Here is a 15,418-nt window from a genome sequence, read left to right as displayed (position 1 = left end):
CATGTTTAGATGACGGATCGAGTACAGAAAACTGATGAAAATTCCTTACATTCCTGAAGACGCGCCGTTTAACGGCGAGCAGAAATACTGGCTGGCGGGTTTTCTCGCCGGACTGCACTCGCGCCTGCTGGTGCTGGATGAGCGCCCCCAGGCCGAGAACGGCACCGGCGCGGCCACCACCACACAGCTGCATATCCTGTTCGGCTCGCAGACCGGCAACGCCGAAGCGCTGGCGCAGAGCGCGGCGAAAGCTGCCCGCGATAGCGGACTGGTGCCGGTAGTGCAGGCGCTAGGCGAAGTGGATATTGAAGTGTTCGCCTCCATGCGCCACGTGCTGGTGATCACCTCGACCTATGGCGAAGGCGAAATGCCGGACAACGCGCAGCTGTTCTGGCAGGCGATCTCCGCCAGCACTGCGCCACGTCTGGAGCAGATGAACTTCGCCGTGCTGGCGATCGGCGACACCGGTTACGACGGCTTCTGCCAGGCCGGTAAATTTATCGATATGCGTCTGGAGCAGCTGGGCGCGAAACGTCTGGTCGATCGTGTCGACTGCGATATCGACTATGAAGAGCCTTCTCAGCAGTGGCTGAACGCCTCTATGCCGCAGTTCGCCGCCAGCGCGGGCAGCAGCGGCAAGGCGCTGGAGAACCGGCCCGAAGCGCCGGTTATTCCCGGCAGCAACAAGCAGAATCCTTACGCCGCGGCACTGGTCACCAACCGACGCCTTTCCGGCCCGGATTCAGAGAAAGATATTCGTCACTATGAGTTCGATCTCACCGACAGCGGCCTGAAATATGAAGCGGGCGACGCGCTGGGCGTTATCCCCGTTAACGATCCAACGCTGGTTAAGCTGCTGCTGACGCAGTTGAAAGCGGACTACGATACGCCGGTTTCCGGCTACGATCGCAGCCTCGGCGATCTGCTGACTTACCAGTTCGAAATATCCGAACCATCGCGCAAGCTGATTGAGTGGGTAGGCCAGAACACCACCAACCAGGAGCTGCGCCACGTGCTGCAGCACGACGACAAAGACGCGATGGGCGTCTGGCTGTGGGGCAAGGATTCGCTGGATCTGCTGCAGCTGGAGCTGGCGCGCACGCTGAGCGTCGCCGAATTTGTTGCGCTGCTGCGTCCTTTGCAGCACCGCGCTTATTCCATCTCCTCCAGTTCAAAAGCGCATCCGAATCAGGTGCATTTGACTATCGCTTCCGTGCGCTATCACAGCGCAGGACGCGCGCGCAACGGCGTCTGTTCGACCTATCTGGCGGAACGCGTAGGCCGCGGTGAGAAACCGGCTATTTTCATTTCGCCCAACAAAGCCTTCCGCGTACCGGCCGACAGCAACGCGCCGCTGATTATGGTTGGCCCGGGCACCGGCATCGCGCCTTTCCGCGCCTTTTTGCAGGAGCGTGAAGCAACCGGCGCGAAGGGTAAAAACTGGCTGTTCTTCGGCGATCAGCGTCTTGAGCACGATTTTATCTACCGCGACGAGCTGCTGGGCTGGCAGGAAAGCGGCCTGCTGAACCGCCTGGATCTGGCTTTCTCGCGCGATCAGGCGAAAAAGATCTATGTGCAGAGCCGAATGATGGAACAGGGCGCGGAACTTTACGCCTGGCTACAGGAAGGCGCTTACTTCTACGTCTGCGGCGACGCTTCGCGCATGGCTAAAGATGTGGATAAGGCGCTGTATGAAGTTATCGCCCAGTTTGGCGGTCTTTCGGCAGAACGCGCGGCGGACTATGTCGATCAGCTGAAGAAAGAGAAGCGCTACCTGCGCGACGTCTATTAATGACGGCTCCGCTGACGCAAGCCAGCGGAGTGTATTACCCCTTTTCCTGTTTCGTGCCCAACGGCGCGTCACAATATCGGATAACCACGGCGGGATTTCCCGCCGCTATCGCATAGTCCGGCACATCCGATCTCACTACGCTTCCCGCGCCAACAACGGCATGTTTACCAATCGTTACGCCCGGAAGAACAATCGCGTTCATGCCAACCCAGCTATGTTCTTTGATCAACACTGGCCTGACGGAAATCCTTGCTGCCTCGTCGTCCGCGCCCCTGTCCAGCAGCGGATGACCGCCGCTGTCCATAATGGTCACGTTAGGGCCGAACACCACGCTGTCCTCAATGGTGACGTTTGCATAAGCCACGATGGCGGTGCCCTGCAATACGCACTGCCTGCCTATCACAATTTTGCCCGCCTCAAAGCCATTGCGTTTTACCACCGTCAGCTTGACGCGGCCGCAGTGAAAAGCCAGCCTGTCCAGCGATTCAAGGAAAGTGCCTTCGCCAATAGTAATACAGCCGGGGAAATCGGTCAGATCGATATATTCATGTTGGTAAGCGACATCTTTCGCCCAGGTCAGGGTAATATCCGGCTCGCCGGAAAAGTTGACGCGTTCGCCGAGCCTGGCGCAGTGTCCGAACGCTGCCTGCTCAGGAGCGATAGAGATATTTTCGTATAAAGGCATCGTTCTCACTCCTGTTTTGATCGGCGCAGCAGCGGATAACTTTATTCAGCGAGAATTTGCTCTCGCCTAAATCGCAGCCGTAAAAAGCGGTTTGCCACAGCTGATATTTTTGATGGATTTTCTTACCGGCGTTTTCCGATTCCTGTTTATGATCGGCGATAAGTTTCTGATGCGGGAAATGAATGGAACAGATCGAAGTATTGACCACAAAGCGGTTATTTTGCAGAAACAGCCGCACGCCCAGGTCGACATCTTCACCGCCCCAGCCGTTAAAGGTTTCATCAAACAGGCCGGCTTCCAGCAGCGCCGTTTTTTCCGCAGAGACATGACAGGTCCAGAAAATATCGAAAGGCGCAGGCCAGGCGGAAATATTATAGCCAAATTCATCATACTGGCTCTGCCGGATATCGCCCGCTCTGTTTTTCTGGAAATAACTTACCGACGCAGCAACATCGTCAGCATTAATAGCATTGCAGAGGTTATCCAGCAGGGCATCCGGCATTTCAAATCCGTAAACATAACCGATGCAAACCACCGGATAGCTGCTGTGACAATGCGTATTGAGATGCCTTTCGAGCGCCTGCTGATGGAGCAACACGCCGGTATCGATTAGCACGATATAGTCGCCGTCCGCCGCCGTAATACCGATATTGCGCGCTTTCCCTGCCCGAAAACCCTGGTCGCGCTGCCAGTAGTAACGGATATTCAGCCTGTTTTGATAACGCTGACAAAGCGCCTCTGAGTCATCGCTGCCGCCGTCGTCCACCACGATAACTTCGAAATGCTCTTTTGCCAGCGTCTGCCGCGTCAGCGCCTGCAGCGTCTTATCGAGCAGCGCTTTGCGATTATAAGTCGGGATCACTACGCTTATCGCTATATCCATGAGCCTGTCCTTGCGATCTTTCCGCCTTGCGGTCAGAATTGATGCCACAATAAAGAGACAAACCTTAATTATTTTTATTTTTTCGTTCAATTAAATTAATGAGCTTTTTCGCTTCTTGCTTAATTTTATTGATCGACATCAACTATTTTCAGCTGGCAGAAAATAAAGCATCAAAACAATTAATAGAGAAAGTTAAAATAAACTGCTGCATTTGTAGAGTAACTAAAACACATCGGGAATTTTTTGGCTAATTAGCGCCATATTTAAAATCGAAGAAATATAATTTCCTACTCTATTTATTAACAGAGATAACAAACCTTCAGCAAAATATGATCTTTACAGGACGAAAAAAAACCGGCTCCACAAGGGAACCGGCTTATTATTCTGCAGCGGTTATTTCACGACGCGTAGCGCCGGACGTCCACCGCGCGGCGGCGGATCGTCGTTGCCGTCGTCATCCTGACCGCTATCGTCAGGACGATCGCCGTCGATAACCGACATCACCGTTTCCGGCTGCTCGTCCTGCTCCGCAGCGGGATTGTATTCGCCCGCCTCTTCATAGGCCGGTTCCGGTTCGAACATCGTTCCCGCACCGTTCTCACGCGCGTAGATCGCCATCACTGCCGCCAGCGGCACCGAAACCTGACGAGGCACGCCGCCGAAACGCGCGTTGAAGGTGACCTCGTCATTGCCCAGCTCGAGATTGCCTACGGCGCGCGGCGCGATATTCAACACGATTTGGCCGTCGCGGGCATACTCAAGCGGCACCATCACGCCGGGAAGATTAATATCCACCACCAGATGAGGCGTCAGCTGATTGTCCAGCAGCCAGTCGTAGAAGGCTCGCAGCAGATAAGGACGACGTGCGGTAAGTTGCGACATTTCCATATCAGCCCCGCGTATGCAGGCGCATTTCGCGTTCCGCTTCCGTCAGGGAAGCCAGGAAGGAATCACGTTCAAATACGCGCGTCATGTAGCCCTTCAGCTCCTTCGAACCGGCACCAATCAGCTCAATGCCCAGCTGCGGCAGACGCCACAGCAGCGGCGCCAGGTAGCAATCCACCAGGCTGAACTCTTCGCTCATAAAGAAAGGCGTGCGGGAGAAAAGCGGCGCGATCGCCAGCAGCTCTTCACGCAGCTGTTTACGTGCGGCCTCTGCTTCCTGCGCCGTGCCGTTTTCCACTTTACGCATCAGGCTGTACCAGTCCTGCTCGACGCGATGCATCATCAGACGGCTTTCGCCGCGTGCGACCGGGTAGACAGGCATCAGCGGCGGATGCGGGAAACGCTCATCCAGATACTCCATGATGATGCGGGATTCATACAGCGTCAGTTCACGATCGACTAACGTAGGAACGGTACGGTACGGATTGAGGTCAATCAGATCCTGCGGCAGGCTATCCATTTCTACCTGCTCGATCTCTACGCTGACACCTTTCTCCGCCAGTACAATACGCACCTGATGGCTAAAAATGTCAGTCGGACCAGAAAACAGCGTCATTACCGAACGTTTGTTGGCAGCGACAGCCATGTAAACCTCCAAGTTTATCCAGAAAATTACTGCGCAAGCCCGCCACGCGGCGACCAGCTGCTAAATTTGCTACCGGCTAACCCGGACAACTCCCCGCCAGCTTAGCCGCCCTGCTCATGGGCACAAAGTGACACTCAGTTTACCAGATTTTAGCCAGCTTGTGGGGCAGGAAAACGGATTTGACGGGAAAATGACAAAGCCCGCGGCGTTTTTACGAGCCAGCCCGAAATTCAGACAAGAAAAAACCCGACGCAAGCGCCGGGTTTTTCGATAATCCATTCTGCCGAAGCAGAATAAATTAACGCTTGGAGAACTGTGGACGACGACGTGCTTTACGCAGGCCGACTTTCTTACGTTCAACCTGACGGGCATCACGGGTAACGAAGCCTGCTTTACGCAGTTCGCCACGCAGTGACTCGTCGTATTCCATCAGCGCGCGGGTGATACCGTGACGGATCGCACCAGCCTGACCAGAAATACCACCACCTTTAACGGTGACGTACAGATCGAATTTACCCACCAGGTCCAGCAGCTCCAGCGGCTGACGAACTACCATGCGGGCAGTTTCGCGACCGAAGTACTGTTCCAGAGAACGCTGGTTGATAACGATGTTACCACTGCCCGGCTTGATAAATACGCGAGCGGTAGAGCTTTTGCGGCGACCAGTGCCGTAGTTTTGATTCTCAGCCATTGCCTGTAATCCCGATTAAATGTCAAGAACTTGCGGTTGCTGTGCCGCATGGTTGTGCTCGTTGCCCGCGTAAACTTTCAGTTTACGGTACATAGCACGACCCAGCGGGCCCTTTGGCAGCATGCCTTTAACCGCGATTTCAATCACACGCTCAGGACGGCGAGCAATCATCTCTTCGAAAGTCGCTTGCTTGATACCACCGATGTGGCCAGTGTGATGATAGTAAATCTTATCGGTACGCTTGTTGCCGGTTACAGCAACTTTGTCAGCGTTCAGCACGATAATGTAATCACCGGTATCAACGTGCGGAGTGTATTCCGCTTTATGCTTACCGCGCAGACGACGAGCCAGTTCAGTCGCTAAACGACCTAAAGTTTTGCCCGTTGCGTCAACAACATACCAGTCACGTTGGACGGATTCTGGTTTAGCTGTAAAAGTTTTCATCTAAAAGCTTACCCAAATTAAGTTACACGTTGGTGAAATCCCAAACGCTTGAATAAACGGTTGAGGCTCACACGACCATCTCGACCAGCAAGCCACCCCCTCGGATAGCGTTACTGGTACACAAAGATCTTTGGGAAAAAAATCCTTGCTGTAACGTGGGGTCGCAAGATTATAGAGAAGTCGCCTGCAAAGCGCGACCCCTTTTTACAATTAAATGCGACCCGACGTCCGGAAATTTAACGCCTCAGGGCAGATGCGGCAGGCGAAGGTACTCTTCGCTCTGCATCTCCTGCAGACGCGATACGCAGCGCTGATATTCAAACTTCAGCCGCGCGCCCTGGTAGATCTCGTACAGCGTTGCTTCTGCCGAGACCACCAGCTTAACATGCCGCTCGTAAAACTCATCTACCAGCGCCAGAAAACGTCGCGCCTGGTCTTCCGTTTTGTAGATCATCACCGGCACGTTATAGAGCAGCACGCTGTGGAAGCGACGCGACAGCTCAATATAATCGTGCTGGCTGCGCCCTTCCCCGCACAGCGTCAGGAAATCCATCGCCACCACGCCGTCCGCTACGCCCAGCGTCGGCATCTGACGACGATTGATCTCCAGCACGGGCTTGTCGTCGCGCGCCTTGCCGGCCAGCGCGACGAACATCCGATCCATCTCTTTGCTGGTCGTCTCATTCAGCGGCATCATCCACAGATGCGCGGAAGTCAGCGTACGCAGGCGATAGTCGATGCCGGCGTCCACGTTCATGATGTCGCAATGTTGCTTAATCATCTCGATCGCGGGCAGAAAGCGCGCGCGCTGCAGGCCATTACGGTAAAGCTCGTCCGGCGGGATGTTGGAGGTGGCGACCAGCGTGATGCCACGGGCGAACAGGGCTTCCATCAGCGTGCCCAGCAGCATGGCGTCGGTAATGTCGGAAACAAAGAACTCGTCGAAACAGAGCAGATCCGTTTCGCTTTTAAAGCGGTCAGCCACGATTTGCAGCGGATCGCTCTGGCCCTGCAAACCGGTCAGCTCCTCGTGCACCCGCAGCATAAAACGGTGGAAGTGCAGCCGCTGTTTGCGTTCGCCAGGAATTGCCTGAAAAAACAGATCCATCAGCCAGGTTTTACCCCGACCCACGCCGCCCCACATGTAAAGGCCGCGCACGGGCGTCTGCGGCTCGCTTTTGCCTTTTCCTGTCAGCTTCTTCAGGCGGCCAAACAGCCCTTTTGCTGAAGGTTCGGCGACGGCGTCGCGCTGCGAGAGCGCCTGCCAGATGCCATTCAGCCGGGTAACGGCTTCGCGCTGGACATCATCGGGACGATACTCGCCATTTTCCAGTGCCTGTTGATAAAGCGCGAGAGGAGACTTCGTTTGCATAGATTCCTGTTCCCTGAAATATTCGGTGACGCCTGCATTAATTGCCGAAAAAAAGGCCGTTCTACACTAAGCGATGCAGCCGCAGGATTCCACTTCCATGAGATTAGCGGTTATAGTGGCTGTATCGGACTGGCACAGAGTCAGATGTCCATACGGAACGATGAAGACGACAACACGGGAGTTATTATGACCTGGGAATATGGGCTGATTGGCCTGGTAGCGGGATTGATTATTGGTGCGCTGGTGATGCGTTTTGGCAACAAAAAGCTGCGTGAGCAGCGCAGCCAGCAGTATGAACTGGAAAAAACCAAAGCGGAGCTGGCTGATTATCGTGAAGAGTTGACCAGCCACTTCGCGCAAAGCGCCGAGCTGCTGGACAATATGGCGCGCGACTACCGCCAGCTTTATCAGCATATGGCGAAAGGCTCGAACAGCCTGCTGCCGAACCTGCCGGGCGAAAAAAATCCATTCGCTTATCAGCTGACCGAATCGGAAGCGGATAACGATCAGGCGCCGGTGCAGATGCCGCGCGATTATCCAGACAGCGCTACCGGCCTGCTGCGCGGCGAGCGTGCGACGCACGAAAAATAGTCAGGCGAAGCCGCGCTGGCGTTACGCGTGAGCATAACGCCTGGCTTCCGGCCTGTCGCTTCAGCCTGGTCTGCGGTGTAAAGGGGCGTTTATCGCCCCTTTTTACTATTCTGAAATTTGTGTCCTGGCTTGTCCCGGATGACTTCCCCCACTTTTTGCGAGTCCTATAGCGATGAAGAAATCATTACTGTTGAGCGCATTAGCCCTGAGTATCAGCGTTGGTTTAGCGCCTGCGGCGCAGGCTACGCTGCCGGCGCAGATTCAGGGAGAGGCGCTGCCCAGCCTGGCGCCGATGCTGGAAAAAGTGCTGCCCGCGGTGGTCAGCGTCCACGTGGCGGGAACGCAGCCGACGCAAACGCAGGAGATCCCCGAGCAGCTGAAGCGTTTTTTCGGCCAGGAAGGCGAGGATAGCGATCAACCTTTTGAAGGGCTCGCCTCCGGCGTGGTGATTAATGCCGAAAAAGGCTACATCCTGACCAACAATCACGTGGTGAACGGCGCGGACAAAATCAGCATTCAGCTGAGCGATGGCCGTGAACTCGACGCGAAGCTAATCGGTCATGACGAGCAGACCGATATCGCGCTGCTTCAGGTCAGCGGCGCTAAAGGCCTGACGCAAATTAAAGTGGCCGATTCCGACCAGCTGAAAGTGGGCGACTTCGCCGTTGCTATCGGCAACCCGTTCGGCCTGGGCCAGACGGCCACTTCCGGCATCGTCTCGGCGCTGGGCCGTAGCGGCCTGAATCTGGAAGGCCTGGAGAACTTTATCCAGACCGATGCGGCGATTAACCGCGGCAACTCCGGCGGCGCGCTGGTCAATCTCAACGGCGAGCTGATTGGCATCAACACCGCTATTCTCTCCTCCGCCGGCGGCAATATCGGCATCGGTTTCGCTATTCCGGGCAATATGGCGATGAATCTGGCGCAACAGCTGATCGAGTTCGGCGAAGTGAAGCGCGGCCAGCTCGGTATCAAGGGCACCGAAATGACGGCGGAGATGGCGAAAGCCTTTAACGTCGACGCTCAGCGCGGCGCTTTCGTTAACGAAGTGCTGCCGGGATCGGCGGCGGCCAAAGCGGGCATTAAAGCGGGCGATATCATCACCACGCTGGATGACAAGGCGGTAGAAAGCTTTGCGGCGCTGCGGGTTAAAATCGGCACGACCGCGCCAGGCAAAGAGGTAAAAGTGGGCCTGCTGCGCGACGGTAAACCGCAAACCCTTACCGTGAAGCTGGATAACAGCACGCAAACGGCCAGCACGGAGCTGCTGAACCCGGCGCTGCAGGGCGCCACCTTGAGCGACGGCGCGGCGAAAGACGGCACCAAAGGCGTGATGGTAGAGAGCGTGGATAAAGGGACGCCAGCCGCGCAGTTCGGCCTGCAGAAAGATGATGTGATTGTCGGCCTGAACCGGACGCGCGTGGAAAATCTGGCCGATCTGCGCAAGCAGCTGGCAGCCAAACCTTCGCTGTTAGCGCTGAACGTCATCCGCAACGGCGAAAGTCTTTATCTACTTTTGCGTTAAAACTGTGGGCGGACACCTGCGCGTCCGCCCGACTCATGTTATCCTGCCCGTCGTCGATTCACTCATCAGTTAAAGCCATGTTTCCTAAACTTTTGCGTTCAGTGCTTCTTGGCCTGGTTGTGGCGGGCCTGCTGCTGCTCGCGCTGCCCGCGCTGCGCATCGGCAACAGCTTCTTTGCTTTAAAAGATGACAGCGCCAGCGAGACGCCGGTCAGCTACAACGCCGCCGTTCGCCGCGCCGCGCCTGCGGTAGTCAACGTCTATAACCGCAGCGCCAACGCTTCGGCGCATAATCTGGAGATCCGTACGCTGGGTTCCGGCGTGATCATGGACAGCCGCGGCTATATTCTGACCAACAAGCACGTGATCAACGATGCCGATCAGATTATCGTCGCCCTGCAGGATGGCCGGATTTTTGAAGCCATGCTGGTAGGCTCGGACAGCCTGACCGATCTGGCGGTGCTGAAGATCACGGCGTCCAGCCTGCCGGTTATTCCGGTAAACCCTAAACGCGTGGCGCATATCGGCGATCTGGTGATGGCGATAGGCAATCCCTACAACATCGGCCAGACCGTCACCCAGGGCATTATCAGCGCTACCGGACGCGTCGGCCTTAGCCCTTCCCGTTATCAGAACTTCCTGCAAACCGACGCCTCTATCAATAAAGGCAACTCTGGCGGCGCGCTGATTAACTCGCTGGGCGAGCTGATGGGTATCAATACGCTTTCTTTTGATAAAAGCAACGACGGCGAAACGCCGGAAGGGATAGGCTTTGCCATTCCTACGCCGCTGGCGGCTAAAATCATGGATAAGCTGATCCGCGACGGGCGCGTTATCCGCGGTTTTATCGGTATTAGCGGACGCGAAATTCCTCAGATGCACGGGCAAAACGGCAGTATCGACCATATCCAGGGCATAGTGGTGACCAATGTGGCGCAGGGCGGCCCGGCGGCTAAAGCGGGATTACAGGTCAACGACGTCATCACCAGCGTGAACCACAAGCCTGCGGTGTCGGCGCTGGAAACCATGGATCAGGTGGCGGAGATAAGGCCGGGAACGGTGATTGAGATGGATATTTTGCGCAACGATCGCAAAATGACGCTGCCGATTACCGTGCTTGAATATCCGGGCAGCTAAAGACAGGGCCAGCATCGGCTGGCCCGGTATGGCTTACTTCACGAACTCTTCGCCCTGGGCGATATCTTTTTTCAGCGTCTCCAGCATGTTTTGCAGCGCCTGCTCTTCAAAGGCGCTCAGGCTGCCGATTGGCTTACGCTCTTCGATGCCATTTTTCCCCAGCAGCAGCGGCTGCGCGAAAAAGCGGGCATGGGCGCCGTCGCCTTCAACGTAGGCGCACTCCACCACATTGCTGTCGCCCTGCAGCGCGCGCACCAGCGACAGGCCGAATTTCGCCGCGGCCTGGCCCATCGACAGCGTAGCGGAGCCGCCGCCGGCTTTGGCTTCGACCACTTCCGTACCCGCATTCTGAATACGTTTGGTCAGGTCGGCCACTTCCTGCTCCGTAAAGCTTACACCCGGAACCTGCGACAGCAGCGGCAGGATAGTAACGCCAGAGTGGCCGCCGATCACCGGCACGTTCAGCGCCGTTGGATCTTTGCCTTTCAGCTCGGCGACAAAGGTGTTGGAGCGGATAATATCCAGCGTGGTCACGCCGAACAGTTTGTTCTTGTCGTAAACGCCCGCTTTTTTCAGCACCTCGGCGGCGATGGCCACCGTGGTATTAACGGGATTGGTGATAATACCGATCAGCGCTTTTGGACAGGTCGCGGCTACCTGCTCAATCAGGTTGCGTACGATGCCGGCATTGACGTTAAACAGGTCAGCGCGATCCATACCGGGTTTACGCGCCACACCCGCGGAGATCAGGACAACATTGGCGTCCTGCAGCGCCGGCGTCGCGTCTTCGCCGCTAAAGCCTTTGATTTTTACTGCCGTAGGAATATGGCTTAGATCCACAGCCACGCCGGGCGTAACAGGAGCAATATCGTACAGTGAGAGTTCTGAACCTGCCGGAAGCTGGGTCTTGAGCAGAAGAGCAAGGGCCTGGCCAATGCCGCCAGCCGCGCCGAGAACTGCAACTTTCATCCTAAACTCCTTATTATTTTGCCAGGGAAGTACCGGGAAATCATTTAGTTAACACCATAACCGAGCCGTGAAGCCTGAGCGACAGCATTTACCCTCTTTTGCACGACCGCGCATCATACAGGATAAAATCGCATTATGCCGGATGAAGCCGCTAAGGCGGCCAGGCAGCATAGCTGGCGTTAAGTCATAACAGTAAATCTTATCTAAAGAACATCAATTTTATAACATTCTGTTCACTTATTGTGCGCGACACCGCGCAATATGGCGAATTTTTCCGGCAGATTTTCTGTCAGCCAGCTGTAAACGAACCTGAAAAAGCGGCCATGTTTGCATAAAAATGCAGAAAATTGCATAATACTCCCCTTACCCCATTGGGCATTCTCTGGCGACTTTTAGTGAAAAACCATGCGTAATCCGGCAAAACAAGAAGATTTGATCAAGGCGTTTAAGGCCTTATTAAAAGAAGAAAAATTCAGCTCGCAGGGCGAAATTGTCACGGCGCTGCAGGAGCAGGGCTTCGATAATATCAACCAGTCCAAAGTGTCGCGTATGTTGACCCGCTTTGGCGCCGTGCGGACGCGCAACGCCAAAATGGAGATGGTTTATTGCCTGCCCGCCGAGCTGGGCGTACCGACCACCAGCAGCCCGCTAAAAAATCTGGTGCTGGATATCGACCACAACGATGCGCTGATCGTGATCCATACCAGCCCGGGCGCGGCGCAGCTGATTGCCAGGATGCTGGATTCGTTGGGCAAACCGGAAGGGATTCTCGGAACGATTGCCGGCGACGACACCATTTTTATTACCCCGGCGCGGCATGTCACTATCAGGGATCTTCGTGATTCCGTTCTGAAATTGTTCGATCAGGAACTGTAAACCGCCGGTTTTTCCGCGCGCAAACGTAGCTTTTCCTCGGCGTCGCCCCTGTCGGCGCCCTATTTTGTCTCACCGCACCCTTTCATAAACAGCATAATCCACTACCCTGACCATTTTGATATTGTCGTTTCATTTTGCAGACTCCTGTCTCGCAGCGTGATCTGCCGCAAATAAGCGCACAAATGGTTAAATTCGCCTATCCCAATGTTTTTACGGATATTTAACACAGCCGGCATAAATTATAAGCGTTTTTTATAACCGAACGTTATTAAAAGGTGGTTAAGTGTTTAAGTATCGCAACAAAACATTATTAGCATGCTATTAATTTTTTACGTTATCAGATCTATAATCCTTTTCGTGATGTGAATCACACTAACGACAAGATAAAAACAATGACGAGGAAAACGACCATGAACGTAAAAATGACCATCGCTGCCGCAAGCTTGCTTTCCGTGCTCTCTTTTGGTGCTTTTGCAGCTGATTCCGTTAATGCGGATCAGGCGCAAAACATGCAATCGATCGGCACCGTTAGCGTCAGCGGCGTCAGCGCTTCACCAATGGATATCAAGGCGCAGCTGAATGAAAAAGCTGACGCTCAGGGCGCTAAAGCCTATCGCGTTGTAGAGGCCTACATGAATGGCAACTATCACGCTACGGCTGAGCTGTATAAATAAGTTAAACGTACGCAACAACGAACTCGTAACCCGACGGTAACCCCAAGAATAATAAACGTTTTTTAGCCCTTTCGGTTATCGCCCTACTCTGGAGCATCTGTTATGAAAACTACATTCGCTATCGCCGCACTAAGCCTGGCTTCCGTTCTCTCCTTCGGCGCCAGCGCCGCTAACCTGGTCACCGATCAGCAGGTCGCCAGTGAAAATCTTCAGTCCGTCGGCACCATCAGCGTCAGCGGCATCGACGGCGCGCCAACGACTATTCGCGAGCAGCTGTCGCAAAAAGCCGATCAGCAGGGGGCTACGGCCTATCGGGTGATTGAGGCCTATAACAACGGCAACTATCACGCGACCGCAGAACTCTATAAGTAATTCCTCGTCGCCGTACCCTAACGGTTTATGACGAACCTTTTGGCCCCGTTCGCCGGGGGCCTTTTTTCGCTCAACGCACGTTAAAACGCAACTCGCCTTCCAGCTCCTCTTCCGCTTCGTCAAACAGCAGGATCAGCGCGCCATAGCGTCGTTTCTGGCCGCTACCAAGATGCACAAAGACGATTTCCAACGGCAGCGGCAGCATCCGCCCTTCGATCACTTCCCACAAGCTGTCCAGGTCAACGATCGGCCGATCGCCCAGCGCAAAGCGATCGCTGAACTGCCGGAAAAAATGCGCCTGATCCACGATCTCGTTAAAATCAAAAATTTCTGTTCTCATAGGCCGCTCCACAGGAAAACGGTGGGCGACGCCTGGCCGCCCGGTGAGTTACAGTCCCCCGATATGCAGGGCTTTGACTTCTAAAAACTCTTCCAGTCCCAGCACCGAGCCCTCGCGGCCCAGCCCGGACTCTTTGACGCCGCCAAAAGGCGCCAGCTCGGTAGAAACCGCGCACTCGTTAATGCCGACCATTCCGCTCTCCAGCGCTGCCGCCACGCGGAAAATACGCTGCACGTCGCGAGTATAGAAGTAGGCGGCCAGACCAAATTCGGTATCATTGGCGCGGCGGATAACCTCCTCTTCACTGTCAAAACGGAAGCAAGCGGCGACCGGGCCGAAGGTTTCTTCTTTGGCCAGCTTCATGGTTTCATTGGCTTCCGCAATCACGGTTGGCTGCCAGAAGTTCCCGCCCAGCTCGTGCCTGTCGCCACCCGCAACGATTTTACCGCCGTTGGCTTTGGCATCTTTAACGTGCTCTTCCACTTTATCCACGGCGGAAGCTTCGATCAGCGGCCCGACGATGACGCCTTCCTCCATGCCGTTCCCCACTTTCAGCTTGCTGACTTCTTCCGCCAGCTGGCTGACAAAGCGATCGTACACGCTGTTATGGATATAGAAGCGGTTAACGCTGACGCAAACCTGGCCCGCGTTGCGGAATTTGTTGGCGATCGCGCCTTTGACCGCCGCGTCGATGTCCGCGTCGTCAAAAACGATATAAGGCGCGTTGCCGCCCAGCTCCATAGAGACTTTTTTCATGGTTTCGGCAGCGTTGCGCATCAGCAGCTTGCCAACTTCCGTCGAGCCGGTGAAGGAGATTTTCCGCACGGCTTTACTGGCCATAATGGCTTCGCTGATCGCTTTGGTTTCACCTGCGACAGCGTTAAGCACGCCGTCCGGCACGCCCGCTTTTTTCGCCAGCGCCACCAGCGCGAAAGCCGACAGCGGCGTGTTGTTGGCGGGCTTGATGATGCCGGTACAGCCTGCGGCCAACGCCGGGCCAAGCTTGCGCGTCAGCATCGCCATCGGGAAGTTCCACGGCGTAATCGCGGCGACCACGCCGACAGGTTCACGGGTAGCGAGAATGCGCGAGCCCGCTTTGGCTGGCGGAATGATTTCGCCATTGGCGCGTTTGGCCTGCTCAGCAAACCATTGAATAAAGCTGGCGGCGTAATCGACCTCGCCTTCCGCCTCTTTCACCGGTTTCCCCTGCTCCGCCGTCATCAATTTGCCCAGCCAGGCTTTGTTCTCGATAATCAGCTGATACCAGCGGTAGAGAATTTCACTGCGCTCTTTAGCGGTTTTCGCCCGCCACGCGGGAAAAGCTTTTTCAGCAGCGGCGATAGCCCGTTCCGTTTCTGTTTTACCGGCGCGCGCCACCTGGGCAATCACCTCGCCGGTTGCCGGATTAAGCACGTCAAAGGTCGCGTCGCTCTGCTGCCACTGGCCGTCGATAAAAAAGCCGGTCTGAAATAAGTCGTTGTCCTGAAGCGAATTACTCATGCTGTTCTCCCATTGGATTGCCGTTGGGATAAGTATA

At 55.3% G+C, this 15,418-nt stretch carries 17 protein-coding genes; 7 read left to right on the top strand and 10 right to left on the bottom strand.

Annotated features, from left to right (window positions below):
* Window positions 1–34: 34 nt before the first annotated feature.
* Entirely contained in the window at window positions 35–1,792 is a 1,758-nt protein-coding gene (locus MKZ79_RS08980; protein WP_336141430.1) for a sulfite reductase subunit alpha, read from the top strand.
* Window positions 1,793–1,826: 34 nt separating this feature from the next.
* On the opposite strand, the gene MKZ79_RS08975 is transcribed toward MKZ79_RS08980, so the two are convergent.
* The 7 genes from MKZ79_RS08975 to zapE all read right to left on the bottom strand — a co-directional run bounded on the left by MKZ79_RS08975 (window position 1,827) and on the right by zapE (window position 7,398).
* A complete protein-coding gene (locus tag MKZ79_RS08975) occupies window positions 1,827–2,477 on the bottom strand; it encodes an acyltransferase (protein ID WP_336141429.1) in 651 nt (216 codons plus the stop codon).
* Window positions 2,443–3,360: a glycosyltransferase gene (locus MKZ79_RS08970; RefSeq protein ID WP_336141428.1), complete on the bottom strand. Its 918-nt coding sequence runs from the start codon at window positions 3,358–3,360 to the stop codon at window positions 2,443–2,445. The genes MKZ79_RS08975 and MKZ79_RS08970 overlap by 35 nt, the downstream gene beginning before the upstream one ends.
* A gap of 393 nt (window positions 3,361–3,753) precedes the next feature.
* Window positions 3,754–4,248: a ClpXP protease specificity-enhancing factor gene (gene sspB / locus MKZ79_RS08965; RefSeq protein ID WP_336141427.1), complete on the bottom strand. Its 495-nt coding sequence runs from the start codon at window positions 4,246–4,248 to the stop codon at window positions 3,754–3,756.
* Between the two features lies 1 nt (window position 4,249).
* The gene (gene sspA, locus MKZ79_RS08960; protein ID WP_336141426.1) at window positions 4,250–4,891 is read right to left on the bottom strand and encodes a stringent starvation protein SspA; all 642 of its coding nucleotides are present in this window, start codon (window positions 4,889–4,891) and stop codon (window positions 4,250–4,252) included.
* A gap of 298 nt (window positions 4,892–5,189) precedes the next feature.
* On the bottom strand, window positions 5,190–5,582 hold the full coding sequence (gene rpsI, locus MKZ79_RS08955) for a 30S ribosomal protein S9 (RefSeq protein ID WP_125287074.1): 393 nt from the start codon (window positions 5,580–5,582) through the stop codon (window positions 5,190–5,192).
* 15 nt (window positions 5,583–5,597) lie between these two features.
* Window positions 5,598–6,026, bottom strand: coding sequence for a 50S ribosomal protein L13 (gene rplM / locus MKZ79_RS08950; protein ID WP_125287073.1), 429 nt, complete (start codon window positions 6,024–6,026; stop codon window positions 5,598–5,600).
* 244 nt (window positions 6,027–6,270) lie between these two features.
* Window positions 6,271–7,398, bottom strand: coding sequence for a cell division protein ZapE (zapE, locus tag MKZ79_RS08945; RefSeq protein WP_336141425.1), 1,128 nt, complete (start codon window positions 7,396–7,398; stop codon window positions 6,271–6,273).
* 186 nt (window positions 7,399–7,584) lie between these two features.
* On the opposite strand from zapE, the gene zapG reads away from it, so the two are divergent.
* From zapG to degS, 3 genes are all read left to right on the top strand, one after another.
* Window positions 7,585–7,989: a Z-ring associated protein ZapG gene (zapG, locus tag MKZ79_RS08940; protein WP_336142163.1), complete on the top strand. Its 405-nt coding sequence runs from the start codon at window positions 7,585–7,587 to the stop codon at window positions 7,987–7,989.
* Window positions 7,990–8,161: 172 nt separating this feature from the next.
* On the top strand, window positions 8,162–9,514 hold the full coding sequence (degQ, locus tag MKZ79_RS08935; protein WP_336141424.1) for a serine endoprotease DegQ: 1,353 nt from the start codon (window positions 8,162–8,164) through the stop codon (window positions 9,512–9,514).
* Between the two features lie 77 nt (window positions 9,515–9,591).
* Window positions 9,592–10,650: an outer membrane-stress sensor serine endopeptidase DegS gene (gene degS, locus MKZ79_RS08930; protein WP_336141423.1), complete on the top strand. Its 1,059-nt coding sequence runs from the start codon at window positions 9,592–9,594 to the stop codon at window positions 10,648–10,650.
* 33 nt (window positions 10,651–10,683) lie between these two features.
* Here degS and mdh read toward each other — a convergent pair whose 3' ends face one another.
* Window positions 10,684–11,619 carry a malate dehydrogenase gene (gene mdh, locus MKZ79_RS08925; RefSeq protein WP_336141422.1) on the bottom strand — a complete coding sequence of 312 codons (936 nt, stop codon included), beginning with the start codon at window positions 11,617–11,619 and terminating at the stop codon, window positions 10,684–10,686.
* 405 nt (window positions 11,620–12,024) lie between these two features.
* On the opposite strand from mdh, the gene argR reads away from it, so the two are divergent.
* From argR to yhcN (MKZ79_RS08910), 3 genes are all read left to right on the top strand, one after another.
* Window positions 12,025–12,495 (top strand): transcriptional regulator ArgR, encoded by a 471-nt coding sequence (argR, locus tag MKZ79_RS08920; protein WP_336141421.1) that lies wholly within the window; start codon window positions 12,025–12,027, stop codon window positions 12,493–12,495.
* A 410-nt stretch (window positions 12,496–12,905) separates the two neighbouring features.
* Window positions 12,906–13,169: a peroxide/acid stress response protein YhcN gene (gene yhcN, locus MKZ79_RS08915; protein ID WP_336141420.1), complete on the top strand. Its 264-nt coding sequence runs from the start codon at window positions 12,906–12,908 to the stop codon at window positions 13,167–13,169.
* 102 nt (window positions 13,170–13,271) lie between these two features.
* On the top strand, window positions 13,272–13,541 hold the full coding sequence (gene yhcN / locus MKZ79_RS08910) for a peroxide/acid stress response protein YhcN (RefSeq protein WP_336141419.1): 270 nt from the start codon (window positions 13,272–13,274) through the stop codon (window positions 13,539–13,541).
* Window positions 13,542–13,611: 70 nt separating this feature from the next.
* On the opposite strand, the gene MKZ79_RS08905 is transcribed toward yhcN (MKZ79_RS08910), so the two are convergent.
* Together MKZ79_RS08905 and MKZ79_RS08900 are read right to left on the bottom strand one after the other, a co-directional pair.
* On the bottom strand, window positions 13,612–13,881 hold the full coding sequence (locus MKZ79_RS08905; RefSeq protein ID WP_336141418.1) for a barstar family protein: 270 nt from the start codon (window positions 13,879–13,881) through the stop codon (window positions 13,612–13,614).
* Between the two features lie 48 nt (window positions 13,882–13,929).
* A complete protein-coding gene (locus MKZ79_RS08900; protein ID WP_336141417.1) occupies window positions 13,930–15,381 on the bottom strand; it encodes an NAD-dependent succinate-semialdehyde dehydrogenase in 1,452 nt (483 codons plus the stop codon).
* Window positions 15,382–15,418 lie beyond the last annotated feature (37 nt).

Source organism: Erwinia sp. CGal63 (assembly GCF_037026505.1).
GTDB lineage: Bacteria > Pseudomonadota > Gammaproteobacteria > Enterobacterales > Enterobacteriaceae > Erwinia.
The sequence above is the reverse complement of the archived record's forward strand: the minus strand, read 5'-3'. Positions and strand labels throughout refer to the sequence as shown.